The organism is Nocardia sp. IFM 10818, assembly GCF_054655275.1.
The window spans coordinates 8,258,047-8,281,736 of sequence record NZ_BAAHJH010000001.1 but is presented as its reverse complement, the minus strand read 5'-3'; the positions used below and the strand labels follow the sequence as shown (position 1 = coordinate 8,281,736).

The window sequence follows — 23,690 nt, the reverse complement described above, 5'->3', positions numbered from 1 at the left end:
GATAATCGTGTATTGGAAGGGTGAATCAGGCGGATTCGGTGAGGAATTCACCGGCGGGCGGGGTCAGCAGCCCGATATTCGGATTGTGGCTCAGCTTCGGCAGCTCGATATGCCGGGCATCGGGCAGCGCGTCGGCAATGGCCCGCGCCGCGGTGCGCAGCAGATCGCCGCTCTTGCCGCCGGAAATGACCAGGGTCGGCACTTTGACGCTGTTCCAGTCCTCCGCGCGCAGCGCTTCACCGCGCATATACGAGCCCATGATCGCCCAATCGTGGGCGGTAGCAGGCGCAGTCGCCAGCAAACTCTTCCAGAACGGCGTGAATCGCATCATCGCGACCAGGGCGCGCGGCATGCCCATCCCGCTGGTCATATAGAAGCGCACCACTTCGGCGCGTCGATCCGCGGCGATCAGCTCGTGCAACGTGACGTGCAGATCAGCCGGCGGAACGAAGTTCTCGCTGTTCACCACGAAGGGAGGCTCGAATGCGATCACCCGGGTGATGCCCGGGACCCGGCCCGAGGCCGCCGCCAGCAGGGCCAAACCGGCGCCCGACGACCAGCCGAACAATGCGGCCGAACCGCCTACCGCCTCCACCAGCGCGGCGATATCGTCTATTTCGTTCTCGACGTCGTAAACGCCCGGCGAATCACCGCTGTCACCGCGCCCGCGCCGATCGTAATTGATCACGGTGAGCCGATACTCGTCGGCCAACTTCTGCGCCAGCTCGACCATTTTCGGGAACTTCCGATAACTGAACGCGCCGCCGATCAGAATCACCGTGCCGGCATCTCCGCCCACATAACGATCGAATGCCAGCGTGATACCCGCAAGGGTGGTAATGGATTCCATGATCCGATCTCTTTCGTCCGAATGCGCGGTCGAGAACTAGGACGGCGGCAGCCCGCGAAACTCATCGCCGCCGTCGCACCGGGAGGTGTGATCCAGCGCACTGTGTGATTCGTGGCCGGAGGTCGTCCAAGTCGACCACCAGAGCATCGCTGGTATGGAAGCCCTTCGACAAGAAGCGCTTTCGGAACGGATCGTGAAGCGAGGATCAACGATCACTCGCCGGCGGCCGCCTCCTGGACCGTCTCGATGAACGGCTGCACGAGCGGGTTGCGGCCGGCGGTGGGCCACATCAGGCCGTAGTCGATCGGCGGCGCGTCGTGGAAGGGGACGAAGACCAGGCCGGGACGGGAATGGAAACGCTCGGCGCGCGCGGAGACCGTGCTGACGCCCATGCCATTGCTGACGTGCACCAGCACCTCCATCCAGAAGGTGGTGGCAGGGCCCTGCGGGATCGGGCGGCCGGACGGGGTGCGGCGCGGGAAGTAGTAGTCCATCCAGTAGCGGGGGATATTGTCCGCGGCCATGGTGATGAGCGTGGCATCGGCCAGGTCCTCCATCGAGACCGAGTCCCTGCTCGCGAACGGATGCCCCGCGGGGACCATGAGCGACCGCGGTTCGGAGAACATGATCGGTCCGGTGGTGATGTCCGGTTCGGCGATCGGGAACTCGGTGAGCTGTAGATCCACCGCACCCGAGCGCATCCGGCCGAGCGGGTCGGCCAGCTGGATCTCCTCCACGGTGACGACGCTGTCGGGATACCGGATCCGGAACAGATCGGTGGCCCGCACAATGAGGTTCCCGCACCAGGGCGCCGAGAATCCGACCGTGATCTCCCGTTGGACATTGTTGCCGCGACTGGCCGCCGTGACGCCCGCCGCGATCTGCTCATAGGCCGGCCGTAGATCGTCGCGCAGCTGCTTGCCCACCGGAGTGAGGGCCACCGTCCGGCTGTTGCGCTCGAACAGCGGTGCGCCGATCCGCCTTTCGAGCTGGCGGATGGTCTGGCTGATGCGGCTGGTCGTCACATGCAACCGCTCGGCGGTGCGCCCGAAGTGCAATTCCTCGGCGAGGGTCAGGAACGCCTCCAACTCCATCCGTTCCAGCATTTCCATCCTCGCATCGTGAAGCACCGCTCAATACAGCGTGCCAGATTCCGATCTTGTCCGCCGCACGCGCGCCGCCCACCCTGGAAGGCATTGCACTGTAATGGAACTGAACGCAATGGACGGCAACAGAGAGGCGCGCCGGTGAGCAGGATCGTCGTCCTGATGGACATGTCCGTGGACGGGGTCGTCGAAAACCCTTCCTGGACTGCTCCGTTCTGGAACGACGACCATGCCGGATATCAGCTCGGGCAGCTCATGACGAGCCGGGCGCTGCTCCTCGGCCGCGTCACCTATCAGCAGCTGCCCCGAATGTGGCACGCCCGCACCGAATCCGAGGCGTTCACCAACCGCCTCGACAAGATTCCCAAGTACGTGGTGTCGCGAACGCTCGACCGGCCGGGCTGGAACACGATCGTCCTGGACGGCGAGCTCACCGCCGAGATCACCAAACTCAAATCCGAACCGGGGCAGGACCTGCTCGTCTACGGTGGCATCGCGCTGGTCAACCAGCTCATCGCACACCGCCTGGTGGACGAACTCCGGCTGTGCATCCACCCAGCCGTGCTGGGCGTCGGCCGTCGGCTGTTCCACACCGGCATCAGCCCCACCACCTGGCGTTTGTCCACCACCCAGACCTTCGGCTCGGGAGCCGTCGTCCTCGCCTACCGCCCCGCCGCGGCCTGAACGGGGATGGCCGCCCCGGTTGCGGCCATCCCCGTACGCCGTTGTCGCATCGATCAATTGGCGACGTTGACGTGCGCCCGGATCGCTTGCGGCGCATCGATCAGATCGAGCATGCAGCGAGCCAGATCGTCGCGGGTGATGCGGATTCCGAACACGACATTGCGTTCGACGGCGGTGCGGTAGCTGCCCTTGGCCTTGTTGTCGGTCAGTTGCGGCGCCCGCACGATCGTCCAATTCAGGCGGCTGCGCCGTACGACTTCCTCCGCCCGGGCCATATCGTTCAGGCTGTGCCGCAGCAGCGGGCGCAGGATCAGGGGCTTCACCACGAAACGGGTGAAGGGTTCGTCACCCGGTCCGGCGATGCGCGCGCTGTTGCTGGTGATGATCAGCCGCTTGGAGCCGGTGGTCTCCATTGCCTTGCAGATGGATTCGGCGGCATCCGCCACCACCGACGTCGGGCCCTTGTCACGGGAGCCCACCGCGTCGAGCACCGCGTCCGCCTCGGCCACCACCGCCTCGATCTCGCCCGGGTTCATCACATCGGCCGTGACGACGTGCAGGTTCCGGTGTGCGGTGAGCGTGTGCCGCCCGCGCACGACGGCCGTCACTTCGTGGCCGTCCGCCAGTGCTGTCCGCACCAGCCGGCTGCCCGTTCCGCCGGTCGCGCCGAAGATCGTGATTCGCATTTCGTACCCCTCTGAGGTGAGTAAGTGTTTACTCACCTATAGTGAGTAAGTACTTGCTCACTTGTCAACAGGGAGATTCGGATGAGTGCACGCGACCGCATCCTCGACGCCGCGGCCGACATCATGCGCGAGCGCGGCGTGGCGCGCGCTACCACGCGTGAAATCGCCAGGGCGGCAGGCTATTCCGAGGCCACCCTGTACAAGAACTTCGCCGATAAGGAAGACCTGATCGTGCAGGTGCTGCGCGAGCGCATGCCCGCTCTCGACGGACTGCAGCCGACGCCCGGCTCGGCCACCGTCGAAGCCAATCTCGCCGGCATGGCCCGCGCCACCTCGGCCTTCTATCAACGCGCTCTGCCCCTGTTCGGCGGCCTGCTCGCCGAGCACACGCGCATCGCGGCCCATCGCGAGCAGATGAATCGCCACGGGGCGGGTCCGGGACGCGCTATCGGGCGCATTGCCGAATATCTCGGCGCCGAAAAGGAACTGGGTCGCGTCTCCGCCGACGCCGATCTGGAGGCCGTCGCCACCCTGCTCGACGGCACCTGCTTCCATCAGGCGTTTCTGCGCTATTACGCGGCGGGTCCCGACGCCGACCCGGTGCCCGGGGACACCATCGAGCGCCTGGCCCGCACCCTGGCCCGCGCGCTCTGAGGCCCATTCGCCCGGCGGTTGTGCTTGGTGCACAACCGCTTTGGGAACAGTGACGACATTCCACGATTCCGCTCCGAACCGCTGGCCGGAGCGGGTAGAACGACCGGTGTACAAGCGTTGTTCTGCGTGGGAGCACGTCGATGAGGAACTCATCCTTGGCCGTACTCGGCACCGTCCTGCTGAGCGGACTCTTCCTGACCACGAGTCCCGCTGCGGCGGAACCGGATCCGATCGCGGCCACGTTCACCGTGACCACCACCGCGGACGGCCGGGCGGCCGACCCCTTCGACGGCCGATGCCGCACCCACACCGGTGAATGCACGCTGCGCGCGGCCGTGCAGGCGGCCAATGCCCGCCCGGGCAGCACCATCGTCATCCCGCCCGGGCGCTACCGGCTGACCATTCCCCCGAACCCGCTGAACATCAACGGCCCCTTCATCGACCCCACCACCGGCGACCTGGATCTCACCGCCGACACCACCGTCATCGGGGCGGGGCAGGACGAAACGATCATCGACGCCGGCCACATCGACCGCGTCATGCTCACCACCGCCCGCATCTCCCTCGCGGACCTCACCATCACCGGCGGCAATACCGCCCAGCGCGAAATCCCCTTCTACGACACCGGAGGCGGCGGCATCGCCAACTCCGGAAAGCTGCGACTCGATCGCGTCACGGTCACCGGCAATGCCGCCGACTACGGCGGCGGCATCTTCAATATTCCGGTCGCCGACCTCACCATGACCGACAGCCTCGTCACCCACAATGCCTCCGGCGAAGCGGGCGGCGTGCGCTGCGACAACACCTGCACCTTCACCCGCACCGTCATCTCCGACAATCGGGTCACCAACCCCGTGCGCTGGTACCGCCCCGGCGGTTTCGCCGGGCGCGGCGGCGGCCTCGATATTCGCGGCATCGGGCAGGTGGTCCTCATCGATTCGCTGGTCACCCGCAATTCGGCCACCGACGGCGGCGGCGGAATCAATATCGCCCCCGCCTATCTGGACACCCTCCCGTACCAACTGACCGACGCCGTCAACCCCGCCATGGGCACGCTCATCCTGCGCGGCACCACCATTACCGCCAATACCTCCACGCTCGGTGATCAGAACTGCAAAACGGTCTTCGCCCAGATCATCTCGACCGGCGGCAACCTGAGCGACGACAGCTCCTGCGATCTCATCGCCACCGGCGACACGATCCACCCCGGTGCAGGCCACTGACGCCCACGACGAAAGGCACTTCCCATGGGCTCATTCAATGCGGGCGACTGGATGACCAACCTCGGCCAAGCCTTCACCTGGATCATGTCCATGCTCGTCTCCGGCTCCTCCACCGGCTCCAACCGCTGAGGCCGGCCCGGCCAGCCGTCCCGCGCGGGACCCCTGAAGCCCCCGACCCACCCCGAATAATCCCTTTCACCCCCCACCACCCCCTGCTAGCCTTCTCTCCGCAATGACGACGACGAAGGGTTTAGCAATGTTCCGGCAACTAGTCTCCGCCTACGTGCGGTCCCGCTATGCCGTAGAACGCCGCATCATCCACTCCCTCTCCACCCGCCCCAGCGACTAACCAGCCACCATCCCTCGCGGCCACCCCTGGTTCCCTCCCTCGAAGGGCCGAGGATCCACCGCTCGAGCTCGTGGGGCTTTGCGGGGTGATTCATCGAAGTAGGCGTGCTTGGCGTGTGCTCGACGGCCATCGACCCGCGCTCGCCGAGCAGCCGCCTCAACACCCGGTTCGGCTATCGCGCCGGCGCCAATGAATGGATGAATCTGATCGGGTAAGAAGCTGCCCCCACCATCTGGTCTGAACTCGCGGCCTATCCGCGAGCCATGTCGACGAATCGGCTCAGATGCAGCTGGTGTGCAACGGTAATCGTTGCAGTCGGGCCATTTCGGTGCTTACCCACAATCAAGTCGGCTTCGCCGCCGCGCGGGTCATCTCGTTCGAAGGCATCGGGCCTATGTAACAAAATGACCATATCGGCATCTTGTTCCAAACTTCCCGATTCGCGCAAATCGGACACCATTGGGCGCTTGTCCGTTCGCTGTTCAGGGCCGCGGTTCAGCTGGCTGATGGCGATTACCGGGACCTCGAGCTCCTTGGCCAAGAGCTTGAGGCTACGGGAGAATTCGGAGACTTCCTGCTGGCGGGACTCGACCTTCTTGCCGGACGTCATCAGCTGGAGGTAGTCGACCACGACTAGTCGGAGATCGTGGCGTTGCTTGAGGCGTCGGGCCTTGGCGCGGATCTCCATCATGGTGAGGTTGGGCGAATCGTCCACGAACAGCGGGGCTTCGCTGATTTCACTCATGCGGCGGGCGAGTTTCGTCCAGTCGTCGTCGCTCATGCGGCCGGAGCGCATATCGCCGAGTTTGATTTTTGCTTCGGCGGATAGGAGGCGCATGACGATTTCGGTGCGACTCATTTCCAATGAGAAAATGACGCTGGCGAGGCCGTGTTTGATAGAGCAGCTGCGCATGAAGTCCATGCCCAGGGTCGAATTGTGGGTCGGAATCATCGAGCGGCCAGCCAGATAGAGGTGGCCATGGTTATCGACCTCTACGCAGCGGACGGGGACGCTGTCGATGGGGCGGACGTCGACTATGAAACGGGAGCCGGAGCGCGCGGTATTCGTGGCGCCACGACGTTTCTTGTGCAGCAGCTCTTTTCGGCTCAGGCCGAAGACCTCGTCCTCGGTCGCGAAAGTCAAGGTGTAGGCGGTCGACGAAGCCTCGGTGCGGCCCGCTACACGCTTCGTGGACAGCTGGCAGCGGTAACCGAGGCTGACGATCAGTTCCTCGGCATCCCGGGCCAAGCGCTCGTTGGTGACACTGAATTGCACCGATCCGCCATTGGTGACAGTGCCGTCGGTATCGAGCAGGCCCGCGAGCAGCGCCCGCCGCTGCCGTTCGGACGCACGGAGGTAGTCGACCGGTATGTGCTTGTTGTCGAGGACACCGATGGTGCGCAGCCGGGCCTGTACGGATCCGATGCTGTTGCGGCAGGTTTGGCACATACGCAGCCCGATCGACGGACCCCCGCAGTGCGGGCAGGTCGGAGCGGGCACCGCGGCGGAGACGAAGCGTGCCTTGCCACCGCACGAGCGTCCGCAGGTGCGGACTTCGCTGGTGAAGGGGACGAATTCGGAACCGCAGACCACGCAGTTGCGCGGCCGGATCGCGTCCTCGGCAGGAAGCTGCAGCCTGTAGCGCAGTGCGACCGTCTCCGACGGCACCGTCACGATGCCCTCATTCTCTATGCGACTGAGGATTTCGGGATCGGCTGTGGTCAGCTGAGCGCAAGCAGAGCTTCCATCGCCCAGCCAGGCGCCCAGAGTGTACGGCGGGACGAGCAGCTCGCGCTCGGGCAGCTGCAGCGGCTCGGCATTGGTGATCGAGTGGTTGATTCGGCGGTCCGCGGTGGCGCAGCGAACAGTCGCGGCGATTTCCGCGGTTGTGCGGACTTCGGCGAAGGTGCGCTGATTGCGGTAGCGATGGTATCCGGTCGCGGCCTGCTGGGCCGAGCGGCGCGATGCCCGCGTTTCCGTCAGCCACTGGTGCTGCTCGTCCGCGACTATGACTGTGCCGTCTGAAAATTCGACCTCATAGCAAGGGCGTCCGGTCATGACCTCGGTAGCGGCCACGACACGGGTCGGGCGACCGTGCGCGTCGATCAGTTCGTCGCCGACCTCGACCTCGCCCATGGTGGTCCAGCCGGTCGGAGTCGGCAGCGGAGTGTCCAGGGCCAGCGCCTTACCAACGCCGGGTCGAGCCGCGACGATGATCATCTGGCCGGGGTGCAGGCCGTTGGTCAGTTCGTCGAGCTCGGTGAAGCCGGTGGGGACGCCGAGGGAGATGCCGCCGCGGCTGGCGATGGAGTCGATTTCGTCCATGGTGGGCTGGAGGAGTTCCTCCAGGGGCATGAAGTCTTCGCTGGAGCGGCGTTCGGTGACGTCGTAGAGCTCGGCTTGGGCTCGGTCCACTACTTCGGCTACGTCTTGGCCGTCGGCGCCGGCGTAGCCGTATTGGACGATGCGGGTGCCGGCTTCGACGAGGCGGCGCAGGATGGCCTTCTCCGCAACGATTTCGGCGTAGTAGCCGGCGTTGGCGGCGGTGGGGACCGTTTGGGTCAGGGTGACGAGGTAGGGGGCGCCGCCGATGCGCTTCAGGTCGCCGCGGCGGTCGAGGGTGGCGGCCACGGTGACGGGGTCGGCGGGTTCGCCGCGGCCGTAGAGGTCGAGGACGGCGTCATAGACGGCTTGGTGTGCGGGACGGTAGAAGTCGCCGGGGCGGATTACCTCGACTACGTCGGCGATGGCGTCTTTGGAGAGGAGCATGCCGCCGAGGACGGACTGTTCGGCGGCCATGTCGTGGGGTGGCTGGCGGCCGAAGTCCTCGCCGGGGGTGTCCTGGTATTCGGAGGGCCCGTGATCATCGTGGCCGCGATCGTCGATGACTGCCATCAGATCGACCGTCCTCTCTCCTCGGCCCGGATTCGATATCCCTCGATCACCCGTTGTACGCCTGTGCACCGACAGGTTCGGTCAGGCACGCGGGCGGCTCTGGCGAGTCGCGGGCGCGCGTCGGCAAACCCTTGGTGCCGGGTGGTGGTGGAGGAATCGTGCCGTCCCCGGGGCTGTGGTCACGACAATGGATGCGAACCTAGGCGACCGGATGGGCAGCTGCCAAACCGAGCTGTGCACACAACTGTGGACAAGGTGGGGGTTGTTCACCCGCTGTTGTGCACCCCCTGTGTATTACTTGGGGACAACAGTGGGTTCGACTGGTCAACGCGCAGGTAGTGACCTATTTCTCGCTGTTCGCAACTGTGGATCAAAACTGTGCGGCGTGTCGCTGGACGACGCCGTCCGGGCGTGTTGGGTGAACAGCATATGCCCAGCTTGTGACCTGGCGCACAACGAGAATGGTTGGTTTGCTTCGTAATCCACACCCTGGGCAAACGCTACGGGTCATGCACGGCGAAAGCCCGCCACCGCTGCCCGGGGCGCGAAAAAGCGACTCCCGGGCAAACCGGGAGCACTACCTGGCAAACGAGAATCGGAGACCGCCCACGCACGGTGAAGTACGAAGGGCGGCCTCCGAATCGAAGCCGAGTTATTCGGCGGCGTTGACCTGCAGGTCGAACTTGGCGGCAACGCTCGGGTGCAGGTGCACCACGACGTTGTGCTTGCCGGTGCTCTTGATGTGAGCCTTCGGCAGCTCGATGCTGCGCTTGTCCACAACCGGGCCACCGGCGGCCTTGATGGCGGCGGCGACGTCGGCGGCGGTGACCGAACCGAAGAGCTTGCCGGTGCCGGCGGTCTTCACCGACAGCGTCACGGCGGCCAGGCCCTCGATGGCCTGCTTCAGCTCGTTGGCGTGGTCCAGGTCGCGCACCTTGCGGGCGTCCTGCGCCCGGCGGATGCCCTCGACCTGCTTCTCCGCACCGCGGGTGGCGACAATCGCCAGGCCGCGGGGGAGCAGGTAGTTACGGCCGTAACCGTCCTTGACCTCCACGGTGTCGCCGGGCGCACCGAGGTGATCCACATCAGCAGTCAGAATCAACTTCATTGCTGTGTCTTCCCTTCTCAGCGAGCCGTGGACACGTAAGGCAGCAGCGCCACCTCACGAGAGTTCTTGACGGCGACAGCGATATCGCGCTGATGCTGCACGCAGTTGCCGGTCACCCGGCGCGCGCGGATCTTGCCGCGATCGGACACGTACTTGCGCAGCAGCGCGGTGTCCTTGTAATCGATCTTGGCGCCGGCGGTGCTGTTCTTCTTGCCTGCCTTGTCTTCCTTGCAGAAGGTGCAGGCCTTCTTCTTGAGCACCTTTTCGCGTGCCGGTGCTTTGGCCATTGTCTTTACTCCAAGTCTGAGAGCCGTTCTCTTAGAACGGCGGTTCGTCATCCATCTGGCCGCCCCCGAAGGAGCCGGCCGCGGGCGCACTGCCCCACGGGTCGTCGCCGGCGCTCTGCTGCCCGCCACGACCTCCGCCACTGCCACCGCCGGAGAAGCCTCCGCCGCCGCCCTGGCCGCCGCCGCTGAAACCACCGCCACCACCGCCGCGGGTGGTCTTGTTGATCTTCGCGGTCGCATACTTGAGCGAAGGACCGACCTCGTCGACCTCGAGTTCGACGACCGTGCGCTTCTCACCCTCGCGGGTTTCGTAGGAGCGCTGCTTGAGTCGTCCGCTCACGATCACTCGCGAGCCCCGGGTCAGGCTCTCGGCGACATTCTCCGCAGCTTCACGCCAGATGTTGCAGCGCAGGAAAAGCGCTTCGCCGTCTTTCCATTCATTGGTATTACGGTCGAACACACGGGGAGTCGACGCGACGGTGAAGTTCGCGACGGCCGCGCCCGCGGGCGTGAATCGAAGCTCGGGGTCAGCCGTCAGGTTTCCGATGACGGTAATGACCGTGTCGCCTGCTGCCATGGTTCCTCCTGCTTTCCGGTGCAGTCCGCAATTGCACTCGCGCTGTTGCCAGTCAGCCTAGAGACAGGCACCGACGGTTACGAGTGCACGTGCGGGAGGACGGGCTACTTCTTGTCGAGGCGCAGCACCTTGGTGCGCAGCACCGACTCGTTCAGCCCCAGCTGGCGGTCGAGCTCGCTCACGGTGGCGGATTCGGCGGTCAGGGTGACGACCGCGTAAATGCCTTCGCTCTGCTTACCGATTTCGTAAGCCAGACGACGGCGGCCCCAGATATCGACGTTGTCGACCTTGCCACCTTCCTGACCCACGACACCGAGCATCGTGTTCAGGTTCGGGCCAACGGTGCGCTCGTCCAGGCTCGGATCGAGAATAACCATCACTTCATAATGACGCACGGACCTCATCACCTCCTGTGGACTGTGAACGGCCACGGACTTTCCGTGGCAGGAGGGTTCGTTGCGTCAGCAACCCGCCAAGGCTACATGAACCCCCATTGAGCAGCGAAATCGGGTGCCGAGCGGGCGAACTTCGCACATACTCGCCGAGTAGAACGGGCGTGGGCGGGGTGTTGCCGCCTAGGGTGGTCCCCATGTCGAACCGACCCGCCACCAGCGCTCCGGTCACCGGCCGTGCGGCGGGTTCGGTGATCGCGCTCACCTCGGTGCTGGTGTGCGCGTTCACGCTGCTGCTGGCCTATTTCAACAAGGCGCGGTGCGCGGGCCCGCCGTTCGACGGCTCGGGGCGCAGCACGATCTTCGATATCTACAAGGACGCGAACGTCTGTTATTCCGATATCCAGCTGCTGTGGCTGGGACGGGATATCAACGAGCACGTCTTCCCGTACGTGTCCGGCGGCATCACCGCGGACGGGGCGCTCACCGGTGGGGTCGTCGAATATCCGGTACTGAGCGGGCTGCTCATGTGGCTCGGCGCCATCGGCGCGCACGACGATGCCGCGTTCCTGCTGCACACGGCGCTGATTCTGGCGCCGTTCGCGCTGCTCACCGCCTATATGCTGACCAAACTGGCGGGTCGGGCGGCGCTGCTGTGGGCGGCCGGGCCGCCGCTGGTGCTGTACGCGTTCCACAACTGGGAACTGCCGGTGGTGTTCACCGCGGTCGCCGCGATCTATGTGGTGACGACAATGACCCGGTATTCGTTGCGGGCCCGGGGAATCGCGGCCGCGGTACTGCTGGCCATCGGCTTCTGCCTGAAGTTGTATCCGGGAATCTTCGTGCTGCCGTTGCTGATTCACGTGCTGCTCGGCGAGCCGGACCGCGCCGACTACTGGCAGGTGCGGCGGTACGACGTGCGCGGCGCCATCGCCGTGGCCGCGGCGGCCATCGGCACGGTGGTGCTGGTGAATCTGCCGTTCGCGCTGGCCGGTTACGAGGGCTGGCGCGCGTCCATCACCTTCCAGCAGCTGCGTCAGGCCGACATCACCACGAACTCCATCTGGTACTGGGGTCTGCGGCCCATGTTCGGCGCCGGCGCCGACTCCGAGGCCACCTTCCAGGATGTGGTGTCGACGGCCTCGCCGCTGCTGGTGCTGGCCTCGTTCGGGCTGGCGGTCTGGCTGGGTATGCGCCGCCACGTGCTCACCGGCGTGTTCCCGTGGGTCGGGGTCAGCGGCGCCATGCTGTGTGGATTCCTGTTGTTCCACAAGGTGCATTCACCGCAGTACACCCTGTGGCTGATCCCGTTCCTGGTGCTCCTGGAAGTGCGCTGGTCGCTGATCGGCGTGTATCTGCTGGCCGATGCGGCCATCGGCATCGGCGTTTTCCGCTACTTCTACAAACTCGGTTCCGGTTATCCGGCCGAATTCGAAGAGCACATAGTGCAATTCGGGGTCTGGGGCCGGGCGGTACTGCTGGTGGTGTTCTTCTTCGCCTTCGTCTCGGCCCCGTCGCGCACGCTAGGAATGTTCGGTATGCCGGGCGCGAAAGGCCGCGCTCTTGGCTCGGTTTCCGCATACGGTCATATCGCACCAGCGACGCGAACCGCCGCGTGAGGTGTCGACATAGAGCCGGGTGCATTCCGACCGCCCGCATTCCTTGATTCGATTCCGATCCGGCCCGCCGAACAATTCGATTGCGCTGCGGGCGATTTCGGTCAGCGCACGATCCGCGGTGCCCACACGGCGCACGGTCCCGTCGGCCCGCAGCGTGATCTCCGGCAGCGCCCCGTGCGCGAGGGCGTTGACGACCTTGCGATCGGGCAGCGCGAGCGGTTCGCCGGCCATGGCCGCCAGGGCCATCCGATACGCCGCCTCCCGTAGCGCCACGGCCTGCGCCAGCGTGTCCGCATCGCACTCCGGCGCGGTGTCGAGCAGTCCCGCCGCGACCGTCCAGGTCCCGAAGTCGGCGGGCGTCGGTAGCAGTTCCGCGGCATAGCTGCGCCGCCCCTTCACCGTGCCGATGAAGTCGAGCGCGAGGTTGCCACTGACGAAGCCGAACACCCCTCCATAGTAACCGCCTTGACAGGTTACCGAGGGCGATGCCACGGTGATAACCGTCTTAGGTGGTTACGTGGTGGGAGGCTTTGTGGACAATCGGTTGTTCGAACTCGCGGCCCCTCCGGCCCTGATCCTCATGTGGAGCAGCGCTTTCATCGCCGGCATCATCGGCGTCGGATCCGCCCCGCCCATGCTGGTGCTGTGCACCCGCTTCGCCGTCGCGGGCGCCCTCCTGCTCGTCTACGCCCTCCTCGCCGGCGCGGTGTGGCCGCGCGGCCGACTGCTCGCCCACACCCTGATCGCGGGCCTGCTCATGCAGATGGTCCAGTTCGGCGGCTTCTACACCGCCATGAGCCAGCACGTCAGCGCCGCCGTCATCTCGCTCGTGCAGGGCCTCAGCCCCGTAGTGATCGCGGTCTTCGCCGGCGTCCTCGGCGAAACCGTGACCCCGCGGCAATGGCTCGGCTTCGGAATCGGCGGTCTCGGAGTCGGATTGGCGGTCGTCGACCAATCCGCGTTCTCCCTGATCGGCCTGCTGCTGTGCGTCATCGGCCTGGCCGGCCTGAGCCTGGGTACCGTCTATCAGAAACGCTTCACCCCCGGCATCGACCCGCGCGCCGCCACCGCCCTGCACGTCGCCGTCAGCGCCCCGTTCGCGGGCGTGATCGCCGCGCTGGGCCACGACTTCCACGTCTCGGACCCCGGCCGCTTCGCCGCCGCCATGACCTGGATCGTGCTGATCAACTCCATGGCAGCGTTCCTGCTGTTCAACCATATGCTGCTGCGCTGGGACAACACCCGGGTCGGCCGCTTCCTGTTCGCCACGCCCGCCGCGACCACCGTGCTGGCCTGGTGGCTGGTCGATCAGCGGGTCGGGCCGCTGACCATTGTCGGATTGAGTGCGGGCCTGGTCGGCATGGTGCTGGCCTCCCGCCGCGCGACACCACCCACGCCCGTCCCGGAACCCGCGACACCACTGCCGGTTTCACATCGATAAGAAGCCGTAAAGCCGCTGGCAGGGCAAACTGTTCGGCATGCTGCACCTGCGTGTCATGGCTCCCGACACTATGACCGACGAGATCGTCGGACTGCTGGACAAGGACGAGGCCGTCAGCGGCTTGGCCGTCCTGCGCGGCGCCGCCGTCCGCCCGGCCGGCGATCTGATCATGGCCCAGGTGGCCCGCGAGGGCGCCAACGACATCGTGCAGAACCTGCGCCTGATGCGGGTGCACCACGCCGGCTCCATCGAATTGGAGCCGGTGGGAACCTGGTTGTCGCGCAAGGGGTTCGAAGCGGACATTCGCACACCCGGCAGCAGTGCCGATGCCGTGGTGTGGTCGCAGGTGGCGCAGCGCTCCTACGAGGAGAGCGAACTCAACTGGACCTACTTGAGTTTCATGACGCTGGCGACCATTATCGCGACCATCGCCATTGTGCTGGATTCGCAGATCCTGGTGATCGGCGCCATGGTCCTCGGCCCCGAATTCGGCGCCATCGCCGCCTTGGGCGTGGCCCTGGTGCGGCGGCGCTGGGTCCTGGGGCGGTTGGCGATTCGCACCCTGCTGCTGGGCTTCATCGCCGCCATCGCGATCACCATCGGGCTGGTCCTCATCGGCCGCGGGCTGGGCTGGATCACCATCGACGACGTGACCGGTGAGCGCCCGAGCACCGCGTTCATCTACACCCCGGACAAGTGGTCGTTCATCGTGGCGGTGGTGGCCGGTGCGGCGGGCGTGCTCGCGCTCACCTCGGAGAAGGCCGGTGGCCTGTCCGGCGTCTTCATCTCGGTCACCACCATTCCGGCGGCCGGAAATATCGCGCTCGGAACGGCATTCGGCGTCGGTTCGGCGGTATGGGGCAGCACCCTGCAGCTGGTCGTGAACATTGCGGGCATGGCCGCGGCGGGCTGGGCGACGCTGTCGTTCCAGCAGGCCGTCTGGTCCCGGATCTCGGTGCGGCGGGCCAAGCACATGGCGCTGCCCCGCCGCATGCTGTGAGCTATTTGCGCGCCGGCGACCAGTTCATGCCCCACCCGTACGCCTCGTCGATGGCGCGCTGATTGCCGTTGATGTAGCGCACTTCCCGCTGCACCGTCAGCCCGCCGCGGGTGTGCCGCAGCAGCGCGATGGCGCAGGACCGCGCCCCGTCCACCGGTGAGTCCAGGCGCACCTCGATCTGCGGTCCGACGGTCGGGAACAGCGTGACCACGCCGTCCGCCGCCGCCCAGTTGGCCACGCCCTCATAGATATAGGCGAAGATCAGCACGCGCTTGAAGATCTCGGGCCGCTCCAGATTCACGTGCATGTTCTCGCCGCCGGCGGCCTGGCCGCTGCGATCGTCGCCGTCGAGGTGGATGAACGGCGGCTGGTGCAGCGAACCGAAATTATTGCCCAGCGCCTGCACCACGCCCTTGCGCCCGTCGGACAGCTCGTAGAGGCAGGCCAGATCGAGATCGATGGCGCCGGAACGTTTGAACAACCCCCGCTTCTTGCCCTGCGACCAGTTCAGATTGACCCGCATGACCCCGTGACTGTCACCGGGTTTGGTGAGCGTCACCGATGGGGTGGTCTTGGACAGGGTGACTTTACCGAGGTTGACGCCGCCGGAACCGGGCTGCTGAGACGTCATGAATACCATCCCCCCTCAGGGATTCTCATGAAACGAACCGCGCCCGTCACGCGAATTCGCGTGACGGGCGCGGGAGTTCGCGGAGTTGTCCGCTCAGCCTACCGGGGTGGCTTCCTTGTCACTGACACTTTCCGGCTCGTCCCCGCCCTCGCGGCGGTTGCGCACGATGCTGGTGATGAACGCCGCGCCGATGAAGCCGACGCCGATCAGGCCGGTGAAGAGCTCGTTGACGTGCACGCCGATCGAGATCAGCAGGATGACCGCCAGCGCGCCGATGGCCCAGTGCGCACCGTGCTCGAGGTACACGTACTCCGACAGCGTGCCCTTGCGCACCAGGTACACGGTGATGGACCGGACGAACATGGCGCCGATCAGGCCCAGGCCCAGCGCGATCAGGATCGGGTCGGAGGTGATGGCGAAGGCGCCGATGACACCGTCGAAGGAGAACGAGGCGTCGAGGACCTCCAGGTAGAGGAACAGGAAGAAGCCCGCCTTGCCGGTGGCCTTGGCCAGTTCCGACGGTCCGGCGTGCTCGGCCTCCTCGACCATCTCCTCGGTGTGGAACATGGAGCCGAGGCCGTCCACCACGATGTAGGTCACGATGCCGAGGATGCCGCCCAGCAGCACGGTGGAGCGGTGCGCCTCATCGGCGACGAACTCCGCGGCCAGCACCACGCCGACCAGGGCCACGACCACCGCGAGCATATCCAGCTTGCCGAGTTTGGCCAGCGGCCGCTCCAGCCAGCCGAGCCAGGTGATCTCACGCTCTTCGAGAATGAAGTTCAGGAACAGCAGCAGCAGGAAGGCGCCGCCGAAGGAGGCGATCTGCGGGTGCGCGTCGGTCAGCAGCTTCTCGTAGCTGGGGCTGCCGTCCGGGAAGGTGAGCGCATCGCCCGGCGGCGGGTTCAGCGCCAGGTCGAAGGCCTGCACCGGGTTCAGGCCGGCGGTGATCCACACGATCGCCAGCGGGAACACCAGGCGCATACCGAAGACGGCGATGAGAATGCCGACGGTCAGGAAGATCTTCTGCCAGAATTCGCTCATCCGCTGTAGCACGGTGGCGTTGATGACGGCGTTGTCGAACGACAGCGACACCTCGAGGATGCCCAGGATGGCGCACAGTGCCAGCGCTGTCGGTCCGCCGTACACGAATGCGACCACGAGGGACAGCACCGTGACAATGATGGAGAGGCCAAATATGCGCACCGCTAGGGGGCCTTTCGGGTTGTGCCGCGAGTTCGTTCGAGGCTCGGGTTCTATCGTCGGCTTGCGCCGAGGATCGTCGCACGAGGGAGGGCCCGTACGCCCGAGCCCCCCTGGTGCGTCGGATTACTCGGTCTAGACGTTGACGCCGTAGTCGCGGGCGATGCCCGCCAGGCCGGAGGCGTAGCCCTGGCCGATGGCCCGGAACTTCCACTCGGCGCCATTGCGGTACAGCTCGCCGAAGACCATGGCGGTCTCGGTCGAGGCGTCCTCGCTCAGGTCGTAGCGGGCCAGCTCGGTGCCGTTGGCGCGGTCGACGACGCGGATGTAGGCGTTGCGGACCTGGCCGAAGGACTGGCTGCGCGATTCGGCTTCGTAGATCGAGACCGGGAAGAAGATGGACTCGATGGTCGGCGGGGTCGCCTGCAGGTCGACGTTGATGACCTCGTCGTCGCCTTCGCCCTCACCGGTGCGGTTGTCACCGGCGTGCACGATGGCGCCCTCCGGGGAGGACAGGTTGTTGAAGAAAATGAAGTGCTTGTCCGAAACGACCTTCTTGTCGGCACCGGTCGCGATGGCGCTCGCGTCCAGGTCGAAGTCGGTCCCGGTGGTGGTTCGCACATCCCAGCCCAGGCCGACCGACACGGCGGTCAGATTCGGAGCCTGCTTCGTCAGCGAAACATTGCCGCCCTTGGACAAACTGACACCCATGCGGGGAATCCCTTCCGTTGGAATGCGTTTCTAGCGTTGTTTGTATCGCGGAATGTCCGAATTGCCGGTGTCCGCCAGTACGACAGTAGTAGCTTTCGGCGGGTCTGCGCATGAACAAACCGAGGACATCATGCGTGACAACCCTGTCGCGTGACATGTCCCTGTACAGATCGTGATACTCGCCGATGGTGTGAACGGTTGCCTACCATCGGGGCGTGGCAGGCCGTAGGCGGGGATGGTTCCGCACCTCTCGGGACAATGAATGGGTTCAACAGGCCCGGCAGGCGCTCACGGCCGCCTTCCTGGACATGGATCGCCGCCAGAGCATTGCCGACGCCGGCGTGGCGGCCTCGGCGCAGATGTTCCCGGAACGCGGGCTGATCGAGCGGTGGGAACCGGTGCGGGCGCGCTGCTACGACGCCGCGGGCAGCTATTTGGCTCTGAGCGAACGCCTCGACCAGGCCGAACGCGACGGCGCCGTCATACCGCAGCCCGAACTCGACGCGCAGGTGCGCAAACTGGCCGAGGCCGCCCGCGGGGTCGACGAGTTCTATGTGGCCAATCAGGCGCACCTCGAGCATGCCGTCGCCGTCTACGGCGCGGTGCCGCAATTGGTGAACCAGGTGCGGGCCGCCGCCCAGCAGGCGCGGCAGGCGGCGGAGGCCTCGCCGTATGCCGGGTACCCGTCGGTGCGCCGCGCCGCGGCCGCGGTGGATGAGGGTCTGGTCACACTCGAGGCGGCGGTCGGCGCCGGTGCGGGTGTGGCGCGTGAGGCCGCGACGCAGTTGGAGGCGGCGACCCGAACCCTGTCAAGGGCCCTGGAAGACGCACCGGGCAAACAGCATTCGGCGACCACCGCGCTCGCCTCGGCGGGGACCCGGCTGGCCGCGGCCCGGCATCGCGCCGAGCGCATTCCGCCGGCCATGTCCGCGCTGCTCCGGGAGTTCCATGCTGCGAGTTCGGCGGATTTGGCCAACAATGAACGGGAAGCCCACCGAGCCATCGACGCCGCGGACGCGGACTTGTCGCGAGCCCGGGCCGCATTGCAGAACAACGACCCGGAGCAAACCCTTGAGCTGACCACATCCGCCCGCGCGCATCTCGCCGCTGCCGAGGAACAGGCCGACGCCGTCACCGACCGGTTGGCACTACTACGTGAGGTGCGCGCCCAACCGCAAGACAAGGCCAAGGCCGTCCGGTTCAAACTGCGTGACGCGCAGATGCTGGCGGTGAACAACGGCCTGGTCGCCCAGTGGGGGACCGTGCTGGATGCCCAGTCCGATCGGCTGGAGCGGGTCTCCGGCAGCCTCACCGGGCGGCATCCCGACTATTGGGCGTATGTGTCCGAACTCGATGCCATCTCGGCGTTCATCGCGGGTGTTGTCGATCGAATGAGAAAAACCGATAGCTGAACCGACCGACTAGTAGGAGGAATTGGGGGCCGATGACCGCGATTATCACCACCTGCCCGGACGTCGCCCCCGTATCCCTGCACAAGCGCCAGCCCATGCGGCACTTCCGGCAGGTACCCGGGCCCGAGCTACGGCTGCTGTTCCATCAGCTGCCCGAGCCCTTCGGCGACTCCACCGACCGCGAACTGCTCGCCATGGCGCTGGGCGCGACCTTGTACGTGCCCGCCACCCGGGCCGACCTCACCGCCACCATCGTGCGCCGCGCCGAGCGCGGCGTCATCTCCATGGTCATCGACCTGGAGGACGCCGTCGCCGACCACGATCTGGAGTTCGGCAAGAAACAGGCCGCCGCCACCCTCGACGAGCTCGGCGCGGGCACCGACCTGTACCCGCTGCTGTTCGTGCGGGTGCGCGACGCCGAGACCATCGGCGAGATCGTCGACCGGCTCGGACCGGGCGCGCGCGTGCTCACCGGCTTCGTGTTCCCGAAATTCGACAGCAGCACCGGGGCCGAATACCTCGACGCCATCGCCGCGGCGTCGCAGCGGCTGGGCCGCACCGTCTTCGGCATGCCGGTGCTGGAATCGCCGTCGCTGGTGCATCGCCAGACCCGCGACAGCGAACTGCACCGCATCCAGGCCATGCTCACCGAACACCGGGAACGGGTGCTCGCGGTGCGCATCGGGGCCACGGACATGTGCTCCACCTTCGGCATTCGCCGCGATCGCGATCTGACCATCTACGACGTGCGCGTGGTGGCCGACGTCATCGCCGATATCGTCAACTATCTGGGGCGCACCGACGGCACCGGCTTCATCATCACCGGGCCGGTCTGGGAGTACTTCGCCGACCACGCCCGCATGTTCCGGCCGCTGCTGCGCACCTCGCCCTTCGCCGAGGTGGACGCGGTGCTGTTCCGGGAGTACCTGGTCAGCCGGGATCTGGACGGCCTGCTGCGCGAGATCGTGCTCGACCGGACCAACGGCATCCAGGGCAAGACCGTCATCCACCCCTCGCACGTGGCCGTGGTGCACGCGCTGGCGGTGGTGACGCACGAGGAGTACTCCGACGCCCTCGACATTCTGGGCCGGGACTCCGGCGGTGTCGCGGCCTCGGAGTACCGCAACAAGATGAACGAGATGAAACCGCATCGCAGCTGGGCGCATCAGACCATGCTGCGGGCGCGGGTGTTCGGGGTGACCAATAAGGGAGTGTCGTTCGTGGATCTGCTGAAAGCGCTGGTGGCCTCGTGAATTCGGCGGGCGGCGCGGTGAACTCCGCGCCCTGGGCTACCCGGGAACTCGGACTCGGACTGCGGCACGAGAACTCCTACGTGCCCGACCGCTGGGAGATTCCCGCGCTCATCGAACCCGGGCTGCGGCGCAATCCGCGCCGGGCGCACCTGCTGGTCTCCACCGTGCTCGGCAAGCACCTGCCGACCGATCCGCACCGCGTCATCGACGCGGGCAACCGGCTCGGCGACCTGGTCCGCGAGGTGCTCGGCACCCAACCGGCCGTGGTCCTCGGATTCGCCGAAACCGCAACGGGTCTCGGCCACTGCGTGGCCGCCCGCATCCAGGCCGACTGCTACCTGCACTCCACCCGGCGCGACGTGCCGACCGCCGAGACGCTGACCGGATTCGAAGAGGGCCACTCACACGCCACCTCGCACCTGCTCCAGCCCGCCCCCGCCGCGATCTTCATGAACCAGCTCCCCATGGTGCTGGTGGACGACGAGATCTCCACCGGCGCAACGGCGATCGACGCCATCCGCGCCCTGCACGAGTTCACCCCGCGCCCGCACTACATCCTGGCCTCGCTGGTGGACATGCGGACCGACGCCGACAAGACGGCCTTCGACAAGGCCGCCGCCGACCTGGGCGTACGCATCGACACCGTCTGCCTCGCCTCGGGCGCCACCCTGCTCCCCGCCGACCTGGTCGATTCCGTTGCCGCCCTGCCGGACCCGCAACTCAACCCGGTCGCCGCCGTACGCGGCGAGTTCGCCCGCATCGAACTCCCCTGGCCGAGTGCCGTTCCCGAGGGCGGACGGCACGGGATTCTCGCCTCCGATGCGAAACCGTTCGAAGCGGCGCTGTCCCACGCCGCCGAGGTGCTGTGGCGCGAACTCGACGCCCTGCCCTGGGCCACCGCCCCCGATGCCGCCCCCGACCGAGCGGCCGGTCTGCGCCCCGTCATCGTGCTCGGCCACGAAGAACTCATGTACCTGCCGCTGCGCCTGGCCGCGGCCCTGGCCGATGACGGCGTCCCGGTCCGCTACCAGACCACCACCCGCTCCCCCGCCTACGTGCTGGACGAACCCGGATACCCGCTGCGCCGCGGATTCCGTTTCACCGCACCGGAACCCGACACCGAGGCCCCGCGCTACCTCTACAACGCGCACTGGCCCGAGCCCGCCCCCGCCGACCCGATCCTGCTCGTCGTCGTCGACGACCCGGCCGACACCGACCAGCTCACCGCTCCGGGGGGCGTCATCGACGTCCTGACCGCCTCCGGCGCCGACGTCGCCCTCGCGGTCCTGCCCGCGGCCGACCCGCGAGCCCTGGCAGCCACCCGAGAGGCGGCAGCGCGCCACATTGACGAGACAGGCGACGTCGACGCACCTGATCCGGCACTATCGGTCGCGGCCCGCGAGGGGGCGGCGCGATTCGACGAAGTGGCTGACCGGCGACGACGGCCCGCGGCCTCGGAGATGGCCACCCCTCGCGGGCGGGATCCGCATGCGGCAGAGGACAATATGGACGCGGGGGAAGGTGTATTGCGCATGTCGCAGCCCTCGGCGGGCGAGGGTGCCGTGCTGGGAAGCCCCGTGTCCGCGTCGTCCGAGGGCGGTGATCGAGGCCCTGCGGCGGCCGGGCAGCACGCTCTGCCGGAGCCCTTGCAGGGACCGGGGTTCGGGTCGTATGCGGCCGACGAGGTGACCTGGTTGCTGAAGGATCTCTCCGACGTGGATCTGGAAGCCGATGTGGCCGAGCGCGAGCAGCGCATTCAGGCCGGGGTCGCGCACTATGCGGAATCGCTGCCGGTGGAGTATCAGCCGGACGCGGCCTATCGGGAGCTGTTCGACAAGGTGCTGGCCGAGAGCGCGGAGCGGCTGGCGCTGGCCGTGGCCACGGTGTCGGAGCTGGTGGTGGCCGAGCGGGGCGAGGACATCGTGCTGGTGTCGCTGGCGCGGGCTGGGACGCCGGTGGGGATTCTCATGCGGCGGTGGCTGGCGGCGCGGGGGGTGGAGGCGCCGCACTACGCGGTGTCCATCGTGCGTGATCGCGGTATCGACGCGGTGGCACTGGACTACCTTGCCCGCCATCATGATCCGGCGAACGTGGTGTTCGTGGACGGCTGGACCGGCAAGGGCGCGATCACCCGGGAACTCACCGAGGCGCTCGACGCCTACCACGCGGCGGGCGGGGCGCGGTTCAACGACGAGCTCGCGGTGCTGGCCGATCCCGGCAGCTGTGTGCGCGTGTACGGCACCCGCGATGATTTCCTCATTGCCTCGGCGTGCCTGAATTCCACTGTGTCCGGCCTGGTTTCGCGCACCGTCCTGAACGACGAGCTGATCGGGCCGCGTGAGTTCCACGGGGCGAAGTTCTATCGGGAACTCGCCGGTGACGATGTCTCCGGTCGCCTGCTCGATACGGTGTCCGCCGCCTTCGACACCGTGCGCCCCCGGGTCGCCGAGCACCTCGCCGCGGTCCGGGCCGCCGATCGCACGCCCACCTGGGCGGGCTGGGCGTCGGTCGAGAAGGTGCGCGAGGCCTATGGCATCGCCAGCGTGAACTTCGTGAAACCCGGTGTGGGCGAGACGACTCGGGTGCTGCTGCGCCGCGTCCCGTGGCGGGTGCTGGTGCGCGAGCCCGACGCCCCCGAGCACGCGCACATCCGCATGCTCGCCGCGGCCCGCGGCGTTCCCGTCGAGGTCGTGCCCGACCTCGCCTACGCCTGCATGGGCCTGATCAAGGATGTAAAGAAGTAATCGTGGACCGAAGACGACTATCCCGCAGAAGAACCCTGGTCGCGACCGATCTTGATCGCACCATGATCTACTCCCGCAACGCTTTCGACGCCACGCCCGAGCTGTCCACCGTCTGCGTGGAACACCTGGAGGGCGCACCGCTGTCCTTCATGACCATCACCGCCGCCGACCGCATGCGCACCCTCACCCGGCCCGCCGCGGTCATCCCCACCACCACCCGAACCATCAAGCAGTTCAACCGCATTCGCCTGCCCGGCGCCCCCTGGCGCTACGCCATCACCACCAATGGCGGCAATATCCTGGTCAACGGCATTCCGGATATGCGCTGGCGCATCGACCTCGACGCCGAGGTCCGCGCCACCAGCGCCACCCTCTCCGAGGTCAATGCCGAACTCCGCTCCCGCATAGACGATTCCTTCGTCACCAAATTCCGCGTCGCCGACCACCTGTTCTGCTACCTGGTGGTCAAACCCAAGCACGTCCCCGACGGCTTCCTCGCCGAATGGGACGCCTGGTGCCGCCCCCGCGGCTGGTCCGCCTCCCAGCAGGGCCGCAAGATCTACACCATGCCCCTGGCGGTCTGCAAGAGCCGCGCGGTGGCCGAAGTCCGCCGCCGCCTCACCGATTCCGGCGAACTCTCCCCCGACGCCCGCCTGCTGGCCGCCGGCGACGGCGCCCTGGACGCCGAAATGCTGCGCGCCGCCGACTCCGCCATCCGCCCCCGCCACGGCGAACTCGAACAACTCGACTGGACCCACCCCAACCTCACCATCACCCGCGCGACCGGCATTCTCGCCGGCGAGGAAATCATCAACTGGTTCATCAAATCCGCGCCCCCCGAGGAGTGAAACTGCATCGACCGGG

General features: G+C 66.8%; 22 protein-coding genes. 10 read left to right on the top strand and 12 right to left on the bottom strand.

Annotated elements, in window-relative coordinates:
* Positions 1 to 25 precede the first annotated feature (25 nt).
* Positions 26 to 850, bottom strand: coding sequence for an alpha/beta fold hydrolase (locus ACYQ5L_RS38320; RefSeq protein ID WP_459963122.1), 825 nt, complete (start codon positions 848 to 850; stop codon positions 26 to 28).
* 212 nt (positions 851 to 1,062) lie between these two features.
* Entirely contained in the window at positions 1,063 to 1,962 is a 900-nt protein-coding gene (locus ACYQ5L_RS38315; protein ID WP_459963121.1) for a LysR family transcriptional regulator, read from the bottom strand.
* A 135-nt stretch (positions 1,963 to 2,097) separates the two neighbouring features.
* Here ACYQ5L_RS38315 and ACYQ5L_RS38310 point away from each other — a divergent pair, with 135 nt between their 5' ends.
* Complete coding sequence (locus tag ACYQ5L_RS38310) at positions 2,098 to 2,640, top strand: dihydrofolate reductase family protein (RefSeq protein ID WP_459963119.1); 543 nt, start codon at positions 2,098 to 2,100, stop codon at positions 2,638 to 2,640.
* Positions 2,641 to 2,693: 53 nt separating this feature from the next.
* On the opposite strand, the gene ACYQ5L_RS38305 is transcribed toward ACYQ5L_RS38310, so the two are convergent.
* Complete coding sequence (locus ACYQ5L_RS38305; protein WP_459963118.1) at positions 2,694 to 3,326, bottom strand: NAD(P)-dependent oxidoreductase; 633 nt, start codon at positions 3,324 to 3,326, stop codon at positions 2,694 to 2,696.
* Positions 3,327 to 3,407: 81 nt separating this feature from the next.
* On the opposite strand from ACYQ5L_RS38305, the gene ACYQ5L_RS38300 reads away from it, so the two are divergent.
* Together ACYQ5L_RS38300 and ACYQ5L_RS38295 are read left to right on the top strand one after the other, a co-directional pair.
* Entirely contained in the window at positions 3,408 to 3,980 is a 573-nt protein-coding gene (locus ACYQ5L_RS38300; protein WP_459963117.1) for a TetR/AcrR family transcriptional regulator, read from the top strand.
* A gap of 140 nt (positions 3,981 to 4,120) precedes the next feature.
* Positions 4,121 to 5,203, top strand: coding sequence for a CSLREA domain-containing protein (locus ACYQ5L_RS38295; protein WP_459963116.1), 1,083 nt, complete (start codon positions 4,121 to 4,123; stop codon positions 5,201 to 5,203).
* 599 nt (positions 5,204 to 5,802) lie between these two features.
* On the opposite strand, the gene dnaB is transcribed toward ACYQ5L_RS38295, so the two are convergent.
* The 5 genes from dnaB to rpsF form a co-directional block, all read right to left on the bottom strand.
* Complete coding sequence (gene dnaB / locus ACYQ5L_RS38290; protein ID WP_459963115.1) at positions 5,803 to 8,448, bottom strand: replicative DNA helicase; 2,646 nt, start codon at positions 8,446 to 8,448, stop codon at positions 5,803 to 5,805.
* A gap of 652 nt (positions 8,449 to 9,100) precedes the next feature.
* On the bottom strand, positions 9,101 to 9,556 hold the full coding sequence (gene rplI, locus ACYQ5L_RS38285) for a 50S ribosomal protein L9 (RefSeq protein ID WP_379193725.1): 456 nt from the start codon (positions 9,554 to 9,556) through the stop codon (positions 9,101 to 9,103).
* Between the two features lie 17 nt (positions 9,557 to 9,573).
* Positions 9,574 to 9,843, bottom strand: a complete 270-nt coding sequence (rpsR, locus tag ACYQ5L_RS38280) for a 30S ribosomal protein S18 (RefSeq protein ID WP_379193724.1) — start codon at positions 9,841 to 9,843, stop codon at positions 9,574 to 9,576.
* A gap of 31 nt (positions 9,844 to 9,874) precedes the next feature.
* Entirely contained in the window at positions 9,875 to 10,420 is a 546-nt protein-coding gene (locus ACYQ5L_RS38275; RefSeq protein ID WP_379193723.1) for a single-stranded DNA-binding protein, read from the bottom strand.
* Between the two features lie 104 nt (positions 10,421 to 10,524).
* Positions 10,525 to 10,815 (bottom strand): 30S ribosomal protein S6, encoded by a 291-nt coding sequence (gene rpsF / locus ACYQ5L_RS38270; protein WP_067533214.1) that lies wholly within the window; start codon positions 10,813 to 10,815, stop codon positions 10,525 to 10,527.
* Between the two features lie 194 nt (positions 10,816 to 11,009).
* Here rpsF and ACYQ5L_RS38265 point away from each other — a divergent pair, with 194 nt between their 5' ends.
* Positions 11,010 to 12,431, top strand: a complete 1,422-nt coding sequence (locus ACYQ5L_RS38265; protein ID WP_459963113.1) for a glycosyltransferase family 87 protein — start codon at positions 11,010 to 11,012, stop codon at positions 12,429 to 12,431.
* On the opposite strand, the gene ACYQ5L_RS38260 is transcribed toward ACYQ5L_RS38265, so the two are convergent.
* Positions 12,336 to 12,878, bottom strand: coding sequence for a CGNR zinc finger domain-containing protein (locus tag ACYQ5L_RS38260; protein ID WP_459963112.1), 543 nt, complete (start codon positions 12,876 to 12,878; stop codon positions 12,336 to 12,338). The genes ACYQ5L_RS38265 and ACYQ5L_RS38260 overlap by 96 nt on opposite strands.
* 70 nt (positions 12,879 to 12,948) lie before the next feature.
* Here ACYQ5L_RS38260 and ACYQ5L_RS38255 point away from each other — a divergent pair, with 70 nt between their 5' ends.
* Both ACYQ5L_RS38255 and ACYQ5L_RS38250 read left to right on the top strand, forming a co-directional pair.
* The gene (locus ACYQ5L_RS38255) at positions 12,949 to 13,872 is read left to right on the top strand and encodes a DMT family transporter (RefSeq protein WP_459963111.1); all 924 of its coding nucleotides are present in this window, start codon (positions 12,949 to 12,951) and stop codon (positions 13,870 to 13,872) included.
* Between the two features lie 37 nt (positions 13,873 to 13,909).
* On the top strand, positions 13,910 to 14,872 hold the full coding sequence (locus tag ACYQ5L_RS38250; RefSeq protein WP_459963110.1) for a DUF389 domain-containing protein: 963 nt from the start codon (positions 13,910 to 13,912) through the stop codon (positions 14,870 to 14,872).
* A gap of 1 nt (position 14,873) precedes the next feature.
* On the opposite strand, the gene ACYQ5L_RS38245 is transcribed toward ACYQ5L_RS38250, so the two are convergent.
* The 3 genes from ACYQ5L_RS38245 to ACYQ5L_RS38235 form a co-directional block, all read right to left on the bottom strand.
* Positions 14,874 to 15,503: a TerD family protein gene (locus ACYQ5L_RS38245; protein WP_459963109.1), complete on the bottom strand. Its 630-nt coding sequence runs from the start codon at positions 15,501 to 15,503 to the stop codon at positions 14,874 to 14,876.
* Positions 15,504 to 15,596: 93 nt separating this feature from the next.
* On the bottom strand, positions 15,597 to 16,763 hold the full coding sequence (locus ACYQ5L_RS38240) for a DUF475 domain-containing protein (RefSeq protein ID WP_459963669.1): 1,167 nt from the start codon (positions 16,761 to 16,763) through the stop codon (positions 15,597 to 15,599).
* A 78-nt stretch (positions 16,764 to 16,841) separates the two neighbouring features.
* Complete coding sequence (locus ACYQ5L_RS38235) at positions 16,842 to 17,417, bottom strand: TerD family protein (protein WP_379193716.1); 576 nt, start codon at positions 17,415 to 17,417, stop codon at positions 16,842 to 16,844.
* 215 nt (positions 17,418 to 17,632) lie between these two features.
* Here ACYQ5L_RS38235 and ACYQ5L_RS38230 point away from each other — a divergent pair, with 215 nt between their 5' ends.
* From ACYQ5L_RS38230 to ACYQ5L_RS38215, 4 genes are all read left to right on the top strand, one after another.
* Positions 17,633 to 18,829 (top strand): hypothetical protein, encoded by a 1,197-nt coding sequence (locus ACYQ5L_RS38230; protein ID WP_459963107.1) that lies wholly within the window; start codon positions 17,633 to 17,635, stop codon positions 18,827 to 18,829.
* A gap of 95 nt (positions 18,830 to 18,924) precedes the next feature.
* Positions 18,925 to 20,082 (top strand): HpcH/HpaI aldolase/citrate lyase family protein, encoded by a 1,158-nt coding sequence (locus ACYQ5L_RS38225; protein ID WP_459963668.1) that lies wholly within the window; start codon positions 18,925 to 18,927, stop codon positions 20,080 to 20,082.
* Positions 20,079 to 22,826, top strand: coding sequence for a phosphoribosyltransferase (locus ACYQ5L_RS38220; RefSeq protein WP_459963106.1), 2,748 nt, complete (start codon positions 20,079 to 20,081; stop codon positions 22,824 to 22,826). The genes ACYQ5L_RS38225 and ACYQ5L_RS38220 overlap by 4 nt, the downstream gene beginning before the upstream one ends.
* Before the next feature lie 62 nt (positions 22,827 to 22,888).
* Positions 22,889 to 23,674: an HAD family hydrolase gene (locus tag ACYQ5L_RS38215; RefSeq protein WP_459963105.1), complete on the top strand. Its 786-nt coding sequence runs from the start codon at positions 22,889 to 22,891 to the stop codon at positions 23,672 to 23,674.
* The last annotated feature ends 16 nt before the right edge of the window (positions 23,675 to 23,690 follow it).

Coding starts and splice junctions, on each gene's coding strand:
- rpsR (WP_379193724.1), bottom strand. CDS start 9,843: ATGGCCAAAGCACCGGCACGCGAAAAGGTGCTCAAGAAGAAGGCCTGC.
- ACYQ5L_RS38250 (WP_459963110.1), top strand. CDS start 13,910: ATGCTGCACCTGCGTGTCATGGCTCCCGACACTATGACCGACGAGATC.
- ACYQ5L_RS38320 (WP_459963122.1), bottom strand. CDS start 850: ATGGAATCCATTACCACCCTTGCGGGTATCACGCTGGCATTCGATCGT.
- ACYQ5L_RS38275 (WP_379193723.1), bottom strand. CDS start 10,420: ATGGCAGCAGGCGACACGGTCATTACCGTCATCGGAAACCTGACGGCT.
- ACYQ5L_RS38305 (WP_459963118.1), bottom strand. CDS start 3,326: ATGCGAATCACGATCTTCGGCGCGACCGGCGGAACGGGCAGCCGGCTG.
- ACYQ5L_RS38300 (WP_459963117.1), top strand. CDS start 3,408: ATGAGTGCACGCGACCGCATCCTCGACGCCGCGGCCGACATCATGCGC.
- ACYQ5L_RS38225 (WP_459963668.1), top strand. CDS start 18,925: ATGCGGCACTTCCGGCAGGTACCCGGGCCCGAGCTACGGCTGCTGTTC.
- ACYQ5L_RS38235 (WP_379193716.1), bottom strand. CDS start 17,417: ATGGGTGTCAGTTTGTCCAAGGGCGGCAATGTTTCGCTGACGAAGCAG.
- ACYQ5L_RS38215 (WP_459963105.1), top strand. CDS start 22,889: ATGATCTACTCCCGCAACGCTTTCGACGCCACGCCCGAGCTGTCCACC.
- ACYQ5L_RS38315 (WP_459963121.1), bottom strand. CDS start 1,962: ATGGAAATGCTGGAACGGATGGAGTTGGAGGCGTTCCTGACCCTCGCC.
- ACYQ5L_RS38265 (WP_459963113.1), top strand. CDS start 11,010: ATGTCGAACCGACCCGCCACCAGCGCTCCGGTCACCGGCCGTGCGGCG.
- rplI (WP_379193725.1), bottom strand. CDS start 9,556: ATGAAGTTGATTCTGACTGCTGATGTGGATCACCTCGGTGCGCCCGGC.
- ACYQ5L_RS38295 (WP_459963116.1), top strand. CDS start 4,121: ATGAGGAACTCATCCTTGGCCGTACTCGGCACCGTCCTGCTGAGCGGA.
- ACYQ5L_RS38245 (WP_459963109.1), bottom strand. CDS start 15,503: ATGACGTCTCAGCAGCCCGGTTCCGGCGGCGTCAACCTCGGTAAAGTC.
- dnaB (WP_459963115.1), bottom strand. CDS start 8,448: ATGGCAGTCATCGACGATCGCGGCCACGATGATCACGGGCCCTCCGAA.